Source organism: Mycolicibacterium setense, from assembly GCF_000805385.1.
GTDB classification, from domain to species: Bacteria; Actinomycetota; Actinomycetes; order Mycobacteriales; family Mycobacteriaceae; genus Mycobacterium; species Mycobacterium setense.
In genome coordinates this window covers 924,978-937,975 of the sequence record NZ_JTJW01000003.1, presented here as the reverse complement: position 1 = coordinate 937,975, position 12,998 = coordinate 924,978, and the positions used below count along the sequence as shown (strand labels likewise).

At 69.5% G+C, this 12,998-nt stretch carries 13 protein-coding genes; 8 read left to right on the top strand and 5 right to left on the bottom strand.

Features of this window, described 5'->3' with window-relative positions:
* Positions 1 to 119: 119 nt before the first annotated feature.
* Complete coding sequence (locus tag QQ25_RS05990) at positions 120 to 866, top strand: hemerythrin domain-containing protein (protein WP_234711847.1); 747 nt, start codon at positions 120 to 122, stop codon at positions 864 to 866.
* Here the strand turns inward: QQ25_RS05990 and QQ25_RS05985 are convergent.
* The gene (locus tag QQ25_RS05985) at positions 800 to 4,135 is read right to left on the bottom strand and encodes an ATP-binding protein (protein WP_039377657.1); all 3,336 of its coding nucleotides are present in this window, start codon (positions 4,133 to 4,135) and stop codon (positions 800 to 802) included. The two genes, QQ25_RS05990 and QQ25_RS05985, sit on opposite strands and share 67 nt — an antisense overlap.
* Positions 4,136 to 4,168: 33 nt before the next feature.
* Entirely contained in the window at positions 4,169 to 5,425 is a 1,257-nt protein-coding gene (gene serS / locus QQ25_RS05980) for a serine--tRNA ligase (protein ID WP_039377656.1), read from the bottom strand.
* Between the two features lie 167 nt (positions 5,426 to 5,592).
* Here serS and QQ25_RS05975 point away from each other — a divergent pair, with 167 nt between their 5' ends.
* From QQ25_RS05975 to QQ25_RS05965, 3 genes are read left to right on the top strand one after another with little or no spacing between them, the layout of a single operon-like run.
* Positions 5,593 to 7,035 carry a septum formation family protein gene (locus QQ25_RS05975; protein ID WP_039326262.1) on the top strand — a complete coding sequence of 481 codons (1,443 nt, stop codon included), beginning with the start codon at positions 5,593 to 5,595 and terminating at the stop codon, positions 7,033 to 7,035.
* A gap of 4 nt (positions 7,036 to 7,039) precedes the next feature.
* Positions 7,040 to 7,390 (top strand): metallopeptidase family protein, encoded by a 351-nt coding sequence (locus QQ25_RS05970; RefSeq protein WP_039326264.1) that lies wholly within the window; start codon positions 7,040 to 7,042, stop codon positions 7,388 to 7,390.
* A gap of 48 nt (positions 7,391 to 7,438) precedes the next feature.
* Positions 7,439 to 7,639 (top strand): hypothetical protein, encoded by a 201-nt coding sequence (locus QQ25_RS05965; RefSeq protein WP_039326266.1) that lies wholly within the window; start codon positions 7,439 to 7,441, stop codon positions 7,637 to 7,639.
* Here QQ25_RS05965 and QQ25_RS05960 read toward each other — a convergent pair.
* Positions 7,636 to 8,325, bottom strand: coding sequence for a histidine phosphatase family protein (locus QQ25_RS05960; protein ID WP_039326268.1), 690 nt, complete (start codon positions 8,323 to 8,325; stop codon positions 7,636 to 7,638). The genes QQ25_RS05965 and QQ25_RS05960 overlap by 4 nt on opposite strands.
* On the bottom strand, positions 8,322 to 9,263 hold the full coding sequence (gene pheA, locus QQ25_RS05955) for a prephenate dehydratase (RefSeq protein WP_039326271.1): 942 nt from the start codon (positions 9,261 to 9,263) through the stop codon (positions 8,322 to 8,324). Before pheA ends, QQ25_RS05960 begins: the two co-directional genes overlap by 4 nt.
* A 144-nt stretch (positions 9,264 to 9,407) precedes the next feature.
* On the opposite strand from pheA, the gene QQ25_RS05950 reads away from it, so the two are divergent.
* Positions 9,408 to 10,202 carry a DUF2470 domain-containing protein gene (locus QQ25_RS05950; RefSeq protein WP_039326273.1) on the top strand — a complete coding sequence of 265 codons (795 nt, stop codon included), beginning with the start codon at positions 9,408 to 9,410 and terminating at the stop codon, positions 10,200 to 10,202.
* Between the two features lie 46 nt (positions 10,203 to 10,248).
* Positions 10,249 to 11,025, top strand: coding sequence for a CPBP family intramembrane glutamic endopeptidase (locus tag QQ25_RS05945; RefSeq protein WP_039377866.1), 777 nt, complete (start codon positions 10,249 to 10,251; stop codon positions 11,023 to 11,025).
* A 35-nt stretch (positions 11,026 to 11,060) separates the two neighbouring features.
* Here the strand turns inward: QQ25_RS05945 and QQ25_RS31300 are convergent, their stop codons facing one another.
* Entirely contained in the window at positions 11,061 to 11,315 is a 255-nt protein-coding gene (locus QQ25_RS31300) for a hypothetical protein (RefSeq protein WP_039377654.1), read from the bottom strand.
* Between QQ25_RS31300 and QQ25_RS05935 the strand changes: the two genes are divergently transcribed.
* Positions 11,315 to 12,310 carry an LCP family protein gene (locus tag QQ25_RS05935; RefSeq protein WP_234711857.1) on the top strand — a complete coding sequence of 332 codons (996 nt, stop codon included), beginning with the start codon at positions 11,315 to 11,317 and terminating at the stop codon, positions 12,308 to 12,310. The two genes, QQ25_RS31300 and QQ25_RS05935, sit on opposite strands and share 1 nt — an antisense overlap.
* A 138-nt stretch (positions 12,311 to 12,448) precedes the next feature.
* Positions 12,449 to 12,997 (top strand): ferritin, encoded by a 549-nt coding sequence (locus tag QQ25_RS05930; protein ID WP_039377653.1) that lies wholly within the window; start codon positions 12,449 to 12,451, stop codon positions 12,995 to 12,997.
* Position 12,998: the final 1 nt, after the last annotated feature.

The window sequence follows — 12,998 nt, the reverse complement described above, 5'->3', positions numbered from 1 at the left end:
AACCCTACTGTGGCCGTGACAAGCCGGATACAAGTCGCACTTAAGTCGCCGCATCCAGGCTGTGCTCCAACAGTTCCGATCCGCCACACCAGGATCGGCCCGATCCGAGGAGCACCACCGTGCCAACCACAGACACCGTCGCCCCCAGTCACTCAGGCGATCCCGCACCGGACCTGCTGGGTATCACCCTGGCTCACCGGGCGATGCTTGCCGATCTGCGCCGGCTGACCGAACTGGCCGCGGCGGTGCGGGACCGGGATGTGATCTGCACACCCGGCCGCGCCCGGGCCATCGCGCGGTACCTGGAGTGGCTGTGCGATTCCATCCACCATCACCACACCACCGAGGACACCGTGGTGTGGCCGGTGATCCGGGCAAGTGCGGGCAACCACGTCGACCTGAGCGAGCTGACCGACGACCATGCCGCCCTCGACCCGCGGTTGGACCAGCTGCGGGCCCGCGCCGCGGCGTTCCGGCTGTCGATGGGCGACCGCCAGATCGCCGCCCTCATGGCGATCGAGCTGGACGAACTCACGGCGCTGCTGACCGAACACATCAACGACGAGGAACTCGAGGTTTTCCCGCTGATCACCGAGCACGTGTCGGTGGCGGACTGGGAGTCGGTGGAACGCGCCGCCCGGGACGGCAGCCGGCTGTCGTTCGACGGTCCGCGCTCGCTGGCCGTGATGACCGAGGAGGAACGTTCGACGCTGGCACAACACGTCGGGATCGGGTTCCGCGTCCTGCTGTCGGTGTTGCGGCTGATCCACCGGCGGCGGGAACGGGCGGTCTTCGGTGTTCAGTCGAGGAAGCCGCGGGCTTCGGCGGCCAGCCGGTCGCGCAGCGCCGACGCGGCCACCCGGTAACGATGTGCTTCATCCGGCCGGCCCAGCGCGTCGGCGGCGGCGGCGAGCGCGTCGTCCACCGGGCCCACCATCAGCCCGTCGACGCCGAGTCCGGCGATGCGGCCGGAGTACGGTCCGAGGTCGGCCGCCCGGGCCCGGACTTCGTCGAGGTCGCCGAGCGCCACCGCCGCGTTGACGCGCAGCACAGTGAACGGGAGCCAGAAGTACGCCCGCTCGATCGGCCCGCGGTCTCGCCACAGCTCTCGCGCCTCGGCCTCGCGGCCGCGTGCGATCAGGGCGAGCACGGCGGCGTCCAGCGCGGCGACCGACACCTCCTTGTAGAAGAACACCAGCTCGTCGGCCAGGAGTCCCAGATCCCCGAGGCAGAACTCGCCCGTCACCCGGCCCACCATCGCCAGCTTGGCACCGTTGGCGGCGCCGTTCTCCACCATGCGCGCCGCCAGATCGGTGTAGGCGCTCACCGCGTCGTCGAGGCGCCCCGCCAGTAGGTGCATCCGCGCCCGGAACAGGCCGAGCACACCGAGAAGATGGACGAGCTGACCCGTGCCGGCCCGGGCCACCGCGATGTCGACGTGTCGTTTCGCCGTCGCCAGGTCGGACCGGTGACCCGCCGCCAGCGACAGCAGCCAGTGCGCCACCGCTTGATAGTCGGCCTGCTCGGTGGCCTCCGCGGTCCGCAGCAGTTCGGCGGCTGTCGAGTCACGTTCGGCATCGAGGTCGGGACCCAACGCGCAGTAGGCCCGGACGTTGAGTGCGGTGCACAGCAGCCGGCCCGACGATCCCGGATCCTCCGCATAGGCCTGTCGCGCCAAGCCGAGCAGTTCGGTACTGGCGGCCAGCGCCCCTTCGGGATCTGTGCCCTCCAATTCCACGTAGAGCGCCTTGAGCAGCCGAATCCGGTCGGCCACTGTGAGTCCGGTGTGCTGTGTGGTTCCGGCGCCCGCCAGCACGCGGCGCAGCAGCCCGATCATCTGGGTGTCGGACTCGTCGTATTCCCGGTCCCGCCACACCAACGGGGTGTCCCACGCGGTGAGCACGCGGACCGTCAGGTCGTCGCGCGACTTCCCGCTCAACAGATGCAGCGCGGCCTTCATCTCGGCCCGGGCCGCGACGGCGTCACCGGACTGCGCCAGCGCGGAGATCAGCCCGCAACGGGCGTCGATCTCGTCTTCCAGACCGTCGGCCGGCGGCAGCAGTCGGCGGCCGGTCGCCAGCTCCAGCATCTGCACAGCCGCACGCCACTGCCGGGCGGCTTCGGCGTGGGCACCGACCGAATCCGCTTCACGAGCCGCCTCGGTGGCGAAAGCCGCAGCGGCCGAAGCTGTTTCGGCCGTCGCCGCCGCGACGGCGTGGTGCGCCAGGGCAGCCGGATCGACCGAACGGCCCGGTGCGCGGAGCAACTCCAGCGCGGCGGCATGCAGCCGCGACCGGCGCAGCTTCGAGGTGTCCTCGTAAAGCGTGTCGCGAACCAGCGCGTGCGCGAACCGCAACCGACCGGGCTCGGGCTCGTCGAGCAGCCCCAGCAGGACGGCCGGCTCGAGCGCGTCGAGCAGGTCTTCCGGGTCGCTGCGGCCCAGTTCGGACAGCAGGTCGACATCGATGTCACGCCCCAGTACGGCGGCCTGACGCAGCGCGGTGACGGTCTGGCCGGGTAGCCGGGCAAGCCTGCGCCGCAACACATCACGGACCCCGACCGGCACCGACGCCCACACCGCCTCCGGTCCTTCGGCCGCCATCAGCCGGGCCAGTTCCCGGACGAACAGCGGGTTGCCGCCGGTCCGCTCCCGCAGCAACCTGAGGGCCTCGCCGCTGACGGCGGTCATCCCGCAGTCGGCGGCCAGCGCGGCGGTGGCCGCGGCATCCAGCCCGCCGAGCATCAGGTGCGCCGCGGTATGCACCGTCAGCGCGGCCCGGGCCACTTCCAATTCGCCACGATCCTCCGAGGGTCGATAGGTGCCGATGACCAGCACCGGCAGGTCCTTGATCCGGTCGGCCACCAGGCGCAGCAGCTCCAACGTCAGGCCGTCGGTGCGGTGCAGGTCATCGAGCACGACGGCCAGCGGCCGCTGCTCGGCGACCGCGCTCAAGACATCGGCCACCGCGTGCCCCAACCAGAATGTGCCGGGCTCGACCGCGGCGCCGTCGTGCAGCAGAGGTCCCAGCGCGTGCCTGTCCTCCACCGGGCTCGCCGGGTCGAGAAGGTCACGCAGCACCTCGGTCCACGCCCACCCGGCCGGTGCGCCGTGCACTTCAGGACAGCGGCCGTGCACGGTCCGCCAGCCCGCGGCGCGCAGCCGAGTGGTGGCGGCGGCGGCCAAAGTGGTCTTGCCCGAGCCCGCTTCGCCCGCGATCCACAGCACGGCGCTGCCACCCACGGCGACCGCCTTTGCCGCCGAGTCGATCTCCGCGAGTTCCTCGGTCCGGCCGTAGGCGGCCGCCTCGATGCGATCGGGCGACGCGATCTCCGGTATGGCCGGCTGCGCAGCCGGCCGGGACGGCTCCAGATGATCGGCCTGACGCAGGATGTCGCGTTCGAGGTCGCGCAGTGCGCGGCCGGGTTCGAGCCCCAGCTCGGCGACCAGGTGGTCTCGGGTGCGCCGCAACACATCCAGCGCGTCGGTCTGGCGGCCGGTCCGGTACAGCGCCGTCGCCAGCACCGCGGCGGCGCCCTCGCGGCCGGGACGTTCGTGGCAATGGCGCTCCAGGGCGGCGACGGCGGTGCCGTACCGGCCGAGTTCGACCAGCGCGGCGGCCCTGGCTTCCACCGCGGCCAGCCGCAGTTCGGTCAGCCGGGTCACCTCCGGTGCGGCCCACAACGCGTCCCCGGCACCTGCGAAAGGATCCCCCGACCAACCGGCCAGTGCCTGCTCCAGCAGACGCGCGCGCTGCTGCGGGTCCGATTCTTCGTATGCCGCAGTGACTTTGGCCTCGAACTGCCAGGAATCGACGGCGTCGACCGGCAGCCGCAGGCAGTATCCGGGCGCGGCGCTGACCAGGATGCGGGCCGGCGCCCGCCGCTGCCGCCCGGGCTCGAGCACACGCCGTAGGTGCGAGACGTAGACCTGCAGAGCCGACAGCGCCTTGGGTGGCGGCTCGCCCTCCCACAGGTCGTCGATCAGCCGGTCGACCGACACCGTATGGCCGTGGGCGGCAACCAGTCTCGCCAGCAGGGCCCGTTGCAGCCGGGCCCCGAGATCCACCGGGTCATCGCCGACCCAGGCCTGTACCGGGCCGAGCACCCTCACCCGTACCGCATCGTCCCCCGTCATGTCCGCAGTACTACTGGGCCGCGGTGTGGACGGTTACCGGGGTTCCAGCACCGGGGTGCCGACGAACGGCACCAGTGCCTCGGGAACGCGCACGCTGCCGTCGGGTTGCTGATGGTTTTCCAGGATGGCCACCAGCCAGCGGGTGGTACCGAGCGTTCCGTTGAGGGTCGCGGCGATCTGCGGCTTGCCGTTCTCGTCGCGGTAGCGGGTGGCCAACCGCCTGGCCTGGAACGTCGTGCAGTTCGAGGTGGAGGTGAGTTCGCGGTAGGTCCGCTGGGTCGGTACCCACGCCTCGCAGTCGTACTTGCGCGCCGCCGACGATCCGAGATCGCCTGCGGCGACGTCGATCACCCGGTAGGGCACCTCGATGGCGGTCAGCATCTGACGCTGCCAGCCCAGCAGCTTCTGGTGCTCGGCCACGGCATCTTCGGGCTTGCAGTAGATGAAGCCCTCGACCTTGTCGAACTGGTGCACCCGGATGATGCCCCGGGTGTCCTTGCCGTAGCTGCCCGCCTCCCGCCGGAAGCACGAGGACCAGCCGGCATACCGCCGCGGGCCGGCCGACAGGTCGAGGATCTCGTCTGAGTGATAGCCCGCCAGCGGCACTTCCGAGGTGCCGACGAGGTACAGGTCGTCGTCCTCCAGATGGTAGATCTCGTCGGCGTGCGCGCCGAGGAATCCGGTGCCCGCCATGATCTGGGGGCGCACCAGCACCGGCGGGATCATCAGCGTGAAACCGTTCTGCACGGCCACCTGGGTGGCCAGTTGCAGCAGGCCGAGTTGCAGCAGCGCACCGTGGCCGGTGAGGAAGTAGAACCGCGAACCCGACACTTTGGCGCCGCGTTCCATGTCGATCAGTCCGAGCGCCTCGCCGAGCTCAAGATGGTCTTTCGGATTCTCGATCGCCCGTGGCTCGCCGACGGTGTCGAGCACCACGAAGTCGTCCTCACCGCCGGCGGGAACACCGTCGATGATCACGTTGCCGATCGCCATGTGCGCGGCGGTGAAGGCGTTCTCGGCTTCGGCCTGGGCTGCCTCGGCGGTCTTGACCTGCTCGGCCAAATCCTTCGCCTGCTGCAGCAGCGCCGGACGTTCCTCGGGTGTCGCCTTGCCCACCAGCTTGCTGGCGGCCTTCTGCTCGGCCCGCAGGTTGTCGGCAGCAGAGATGGCGGCCCGCCGCGCGGTGTCGGCCTGCAGCAGCGCGTCGACGAGCGCCGGGTCCTCTCCGCGAGCCCGTTGCGACGCACGGACGGTGTCGGGATTGTCGCGCAGCAGCTTGAGGTCGATCACGGGCGCAACCCTACTTTTTGAAATGCGGCGACGTACATCTGAGGTGGTCGATCGAAGTGCGGCGGAGCGACGGCGTCCTGATTCCCGCTGCCGCCGGGCACAACCTCGCAACATTACAACTGCATCAGTTGTCACAGGGCCTGACACGCCTGTCACAATGGAGGGCAATGTTGGAAGCACCCGAGCACCCCGAGCAGCCCGAAAGTGGGGACCCGCTCGCCGCACCTGCGCCGGACGAACAACCGGCACGGGAACGGTGGTGGCAGAGTCTGGCAGCCGCGTCGACGCGACGTGCGCTGCTGTTGACGGCGCTCGGCGCACTGCTGATCGCCGGCGTGATCACCGCGTTGCCCCGAAGCGAGGGGGCCAACTCCGGTCCGGGCGCGATCGCCCTCGGCCCCCGCGGCAACGACACGTTCAATCACGTCAAGCGCGGCGACTGCCTGAACTGGCCCGGCCGTAATCCTGACGCCGCGCACATCGTGGACTGCAAGGACAACCATCGCTTCGAGGTCGCACAGGCCGTCGACATGCGCACGTTCCCCGGCAGCGAGTACGGGCCGGGTGCGCCGCCGCCGTCGGTGGACCGGATCAAGCAGATCAGCCAGGAACAGTGCACCCCGTCGGTGCGCGGCTACCTCGGACCGAAGTACGACCCGAACGGCAAGTACACCATCGGCCTGCTGTGGTCCGGCGAGAAGGCGTGGAAGCAATCCGGCGAGCGGCGCATGCTGTGCGGCCTGCAGTTGCTCGGCCCCGGCGACAGCCAATTGGAGTCCACGGGCAAGGTGGCCGACCTCGATCAGTCGAAGGTGTGGGCCGCAGGCACCTGCCTCGGCATCGACGCCGCCACGAACCAGCCCACCGACGTCCCGGTGGATTGTGCGGCGCCGCACGCCATGGAGGTCACCGGCGCGGTCAACCTCGGCGAGAAGTTCCCCGGTGGGCTGCCCGCGGAGGGCGATCAGGACAACTTCATCAAGGACGCCTGCACCGCGCAGACCGACGCCTACCTGGCCCCGGTCCAGTTGCGCACCACCACGCTGGCCCTGAGCTACAGCACGATCTCGCTGCCCAGCTGGTCGGCCGGCAGCCGCCAGGTGTCGTGCAGCATCGGCGCCACGCTGGGCAACGGCGGCTGGTCGACGCTGGTCAACAGCGCCAAGGGACCACTGATGATCAACGGGCAGCCGCCGGTGGCGCCGCCTGACATCCCGGAGGAGCGGCTCAACATGGAGCCCGTTCCGATGCCCGATGTCGATGAGCCATCATCGTCGGGATCAGGCTCGTCGGGATCGGGCTCGTCTTCGGGTTCGTCCTCAGGCTCGAGCTCGTCGGGGTCAGGCTCATCGAGTTCAGGGTCGTCAGGATCGGGCTCGGGCTCGTCCGGATCCTCGGGTTCGTCGAGTTCGTCGGGCGGCCAGCACCTGCCGCAGTCCGCGACCACAGCGGCGCCGGCTCCCACCCAGGCCAACACCTTCAACCCGCCGCCGCCCGAGCAGGCTCCGCCGCCCGCTCCCGAGCAGGCACCGGCTCCCGTTCCTGACGGCGGGCCGCCGCCCGCCGGTCCGCCGCCGGGTGAGCCGGTCCCCGTACCGCCGGGGCCGTAAACCCGTGCCGGTGCGGATGAGTTCGCAGCGGTTCGACGAGTTGGTGTCCGACGCACTCGATCTGATCCCGCCGCAGTTGGCCGCCGCCCTCGACAACGTCGTGGTCCTGGTCGAGGATCGCGACCCCGACGAGCCCGAGATCCTCGGCCTGTACCGGGGTGTGGCGCTGACGGAGCGGGATTCCTGGTACGCCGGGTCATTGCCGGACACCATCACGATCTACCGCGGGGCCCTGCTGGATTTCTGTGACAGCGAGGCCGATGTGGTCGACGAGGTGGCCATCACTGTGATTCACGAGATCGCGCATCATTTCGGGATTGATGACGAGCGGCTGCACGAGTTGGGTTGGGGCTAGCAGGCGCGGCAACCGCCATTTGTCGGCCCACAGTGCTATCAACGGGCTATGACGATCCAGTGCCGGGAGTGCGCAGCCGGTCTGGAGCATTGCCACGGCACCGTGATCATCCACGTCCAGTACCGCGCGGAATGCACCGACGACGGCTGCACCACACCGGAAGCAGCGCATAGCTTCACCGTCGACTGTCAGGCGGTGGGCTGCCCGTGCGCGCGTGAGGGTGACCTGTCGATCCGGCGGTACGCCTAGCCCATCGGGTCGGTATCGGCGGTCACCGCATCGGCGACCGGCGTTGCGCCGGGCTCCGGATAGAACGGCGGTGTCAACGCCGCCCACTGCACGCAGCTCCAGCGCCCGTCGGTGATCGGTGCCAGCACGACCGATTCGGTATTGCCCAGGTGATGGTCGAGGGCGAAGCTGCCCTCGACGCCGGCCAGCACGGCGGCCACCAACCGGATGGCCGCCCCGTGGCTCACCACCACGATGTCGCTGTTGAACTCGTTGTCGTCGAGATACCGCAGGCGCAGTTCGGTGAGCACGGGCACGTAGCGGGCCAGGACCGCCTCGGCACTCTCGCCGCCCGGCATCGGCACGTCCAGTTCGCCCCGGTGCCAGCGTTCGTAGATCCGGTTGAACTCGGCGACGGCGGCGTCGTCGCTGCGGTCCTCCAGTTCACCCACCTGAACTTCGTGGACCCCTTCGAATTCGAATGGGACAAGGCCGGTTTCGGTGCCAATACCGGCAGCCGTCTGTGCCGCGCGCCGAGCCACCGAGTGAGCCAGGATCGACGGACGCTGACCGAGCGTTCCGGCGAACCGCCGGGCCTGGTCGTGGCCGAGTTCGGTCAGCTCTGCGCCCGGCGGCCGGGTGTCCAGACGCCGCGCGACGTTGCCTTGGGACTGTCCGTGGCGGACGAGGATCAGCCGTCCGCTCATGAGGTGCCCGTTCCGTCGCGCAAACCCGTCAACCACCGTGTGGCCTCGTCCAGACGCGGCGGGGGCGCACCCGCGCTCGCTCCGGTCGGCCATGAACCCAGATATCGCACATCGGTACAACGCCGGTGCAGCGCTTTGAGTGCCTCGGCCACCGAATCGTCCTCGATGTGCCCCACACAGTCGAGGAAGAACATGTACGTGCCCAGCTCGGTTCTGGTGGGCCGGCTTTCGATCCGGGTGAGGTCGATGTCGCGGATCGAGAACTCGGTCATCGCGGCGACCAGCGCGCCGGGGGTGTTGTCCAGGCGCAACACGACGGAGGTGCGGTCGGCGCCGGTGGCCGACGGCGGCACGCCGGGCGCGCCGACCAGCACGAAGCGGGTCCGGGCGTTGGCTTCGTCGACGACGTCGGCGGCCAGGATGTCCAGCCCGCAGCGCTCGGCGGCCAGCCGCGTGCTCACCCCGGCGTCGGCGGTGCCCTCGGCGACGTCGTGGGCCGCTGCGGCATTGGAGGTGGCGGGCACGATCGCGGCGTCGGGCAGGTTGGCGGCCAGCCATTGACGTACCTGCGCGAGCGCCACCGGGAAGGCGGCCACGGTCTGCACCGGCCCGCTGTGCCCCGGCCGGGTGACGATGGTGAACGCCACGTCGAGGGTCAGCTCGGCGTAGATCTGGAGCGGTGTCCCGACGGCCAGGCTGTCCAGCGTCGGCAGCACCGACCCTTCGATCGAGTTCTCGATCGGAACGCAGGCATAGTCGGCCCGGCCGTCGCGGACCGCGGCCAGTGCATCCGGGGTGCTGTCGGTCAGCACCGGTGCGAAGCCGGCTGTGCCGTCGCTCGCCGATTGCAGAGCGGGCACCATTTCGTGGGTCACCATCTGCAGTAACGCCACTTCGGTAAAGGTTCCCTCCGGACCGAGGTAGGCGATGCGTGGCACATCCCAACCCTATCGGGTCGGCGTCGGCGAGCCCCGGTCGATGACGGTCCAGCGGTGTTTCACGAAAGCCTTGCCGGTCCCGCGTCGCCCAGTTAAGTTAGGCTTACCTCACCTAATCACCTCACCTAGTTCGAAGGCGGCGAGATGGCCATAGCGACACCGACGACAGCCGAGCGGATCCGCAGCGCATGCGCACGAGGCGGCGGAGCGATGCTCGCGGTCGAGGGCATGGAACCGGTCGCCTCGCCCGTTCACCACCTGCTCGACGACGGGTCCTTCGCGATCACCGTCCCCGAGACCAGCCCGCCGGCCGGCATGGCGATGTCAGCAGGCTCGGCCGGTGTCCAGGCGGTGCTGGAGATGACCGATTACGCCCCCCTGCCGCTGCGCGAGCCGGTGCGCTCCCTGGTGTGGATCCGCGGCCGCCTGCAGCACGTACCGAGCGCCGAGGTGGCCGCACTGCTCGACCTTGTCGCCGCCGAGAACCCGAATCCCGCTCTGCTGCAAGTCAACTCCCACGCACAGCAGAACCCCGCACACGATGACGACAACTACACGTTGATGCGTCTGGAGATCGAGTCGGTGGTGGTGGCTGATGCCACCGGCGCCGAGGCGGTCGGGCTCGGAGCGCTGCTGCAGGCCCGCCCCGATCCGTTCTGCGCGATGGAATCCGGCTGGCTGCAGCACATGGAGTCCTCGCACCGCGACGTGGTCGAACGGCTGGCCACCCGGCTGCCGATCACCCTGCGCCAGGGACGGGTCCGCCCTCTCGGCCTGGACCGCTACGGGGTGCAACTGCGCGTCGAGAACGAACACGGCGACCACGACGTCCGCCTGCCGTTCCCGAAGCCCGTCGACGACGTCACCGGCCTCAGTCAGGCCATCCGCGTGTTGATGGGCTGCCCGTTCCTCAACGGCCTGCGCGCGCGACGGATCTGACCCGCACGATCCGCTCCGCGCCGCGGGCGCCGCTACCGTGGCTCCGGTGACGACTTCGGCGACCGGACCCGACGAGCACCTCGAGCCGCAACGCCGCACGCTCAAGATCGAGATCGCCGTCGTGTTGGCGGTGACGTTCGGGCTCAGCGCCTACACCGCGGGCCTGCGGCTCATCGAAGCGGTACTGCTCGGCCTGTCCGGGCAGACGGTCGCACTGAACCCGAAGCGCTCCCCGTTCGACCTGATCGATCTGGGCTTGCATCTGGCCGTCATCCTGCAACTGCTGGCCTGGGGCGCCCTGGCGCTATACCTGTTGTGGCGCAGCGGTTTCGGGCCCTCGGCGATCGGGCTGTCGCGCCCGGAATGGCGTGCCGACGGGCTGGGCGGGCTCGGCCTGGCCGCTCTGATCGGCCTGCCGGGGCTAGGTTTCTACGTGCTCGCCCGGATGCTGGGGCTCAGCGCCGACGTGGAGCCGGCCGAGCTTTACGACACGTGGTGGCGCATCCCCGTACTGCTCGGCGTGGCATTCGCCAACGGTTGGGCCGAAGAGGTCATCGTGGTGGGGTTCCTGATGACCCGGTTGCGTCAGCTCGACGTGAGCCCGGGCCGGGCCCTGATCATCTCCAGCCTGCTGCGCGGTGCCTATCACCTCTACCAGGGCTACAGCGCCGGGCTGGGCAATGTGGTGATGGGCCTGGTGTTCGGCTACGCATGGCAGCGCACCGGACGGCTGTGGCCGCTGATCATCGCCCACACCGTGATCGACGCGGTGGCGTTCGTCGGCTACGCACTGGTGGCAGATCATCTGGGTTGGCTGCGATAACGCGTCCGGCACGTACATTTCTGCTGTGGACGACTTCACCGCTTCAGGGCGACCTCCCGATCCGCGTTCGCGGCGTCCGGGACCGCGCCGCCGCGGCCCCGAGCCGTCCCAGGTGATCCGGCGGGACCCCAACTACCGTCCGGCCTGGCCGCCGAATCCGCCCACGCCGCCCGCGCCACCCCGGAAACCTCCACCGCCGCCCCGGCAGCCGCCGCGACAACAAACCCCGAGGCGGCCCCCGCCTCGATCGGCTCCCCCACCACCGCCGGCTCGGCCGGCGCCCGCACCACTGCCGGCTCGCAAGCCGCGACGACGGCGGCGCTGGGGCCGCCTGGTGATTGCGGTGCCCCTGATCCTGATATTGGCGGCCGCGCTGGCGGTGATCGGCGGCGGTTTCTGGGTAGACTCGTCGCTCCACCGCATCCCGGCCCTCGCCGACTATCCGGAGCGCCCCGCGGCGGCCCATGGCACCACCTGGCTGCTGGTCGGATCCGACAGTCGCCAGAACCTCAGCCCCGAGCAGCAGGCCGACCTGGCCACGGGCGGGGACATCGGCACCGGCCGCACCGACACCATCCTGTTGGTCCACATCCCCGGGATCGGCTCGGACACGCCGGCCACCATGGTCTCCATCCCCCGGGATTCGTACCTGCCGATTCCCGGATACGGCGAGGACAAGGTGAATGCGGCCTTCTCACTGGGTGGGTCGCAGCTGCTGGCACAGACCATCGAGCTCGCGACCGGGCTGCACCTCGATCACTACGCCGAGATCGGATTCGACGGTTTCGCCGCACTCGTCGATGCTGTCGGCGGTGTGACGATGTGCCCGGCCGAACCGATCAGTGACCCGCTGGCCGGCATCGACCTCCCGGCAGGCTGCCAGGAGCTCGACGGCCGCAGCGCGCTCGGCTACGTCCGCACCCGTGCCACGCCGCGCGCCGACCTGGACCGCATGATCAACCAGCGGGCGTTCATGTCCGCGCTGTTGCACCGGAGCACGAGCCCGGAGGTGCTGCTCAACCCGTTGCGGTGGCAGCCGATGGCGCGGGCCGCCACCGACTCCGTCGCCGTCGACGAGGACGCGCACGTGTGGGACCTGGGCCGGCTGGCCTGGGCGATGCACGGCGACGACATGGTCACCGCGACGGTTCCGATCGGCGAGTTCACCGGTAGTGATTCGGGCGCGGTCGTGGTGTGGGACACCGACGCCGCCGCGCGACTGTTCACCGCGCTGGCCGACGACACAGCGGTGCCCGCCGAAGTCGTCGAAAAGCCCCAACCTTGAGCTTAGGCAAAGCTAAATTTGGTCACAGCAAATTCGTGAATGCGAATGTAATGCACGGCACACCACTAAGGTAAAGCTTCCCTCAATGAGGTCTACCTTCGATGACAACCCCGCCTGACCTGCTATATCCTCGCCACCATGACCACGACCAGTGAACTCGACACGAAATTCCACGCGCTTGTCTCCGATCAGATTCGCAGCGAGTTCACCGCGTCACAGCAATACATCGCAATTGCGGTTTATTTCGACGGCGCCGACCTTCCGCAGCTCGCCAAGCACTTCTATGCGCAGGCGGTCGAGGAGCGCAACCACGCCATGATGCTGGTCCAGTACCTGCTCGATCGGGATATCGACGCCGAGATCCCCGGTGTCGACGCGGTGTGCAACCGCTTCGATACCCCCCGCGACGCGCTCGCGCTGGCGCTCAACCAAGAGCGCACCGTCACCGAGCAGATCAGCCGGCTTGCGAGCGTCGCTCGCGAGGAGGGTGACTACCTCGGCGAGCAGTTCATGCAGTGGTTCCTCAAGGAGCAGATCGAAGAGGTCTCGTCCATGGCGACGCTGGTGCGGATCGCCGACCGCGCGGGCGACAACCTGTTCCACATCGAGGACTTCGTCGCCAGGGAACTCACCGGCGGCGCCGGCGTGGATCCGGCAGCCCCGAAGGCCGCAGGCGGCAATCTCTGAC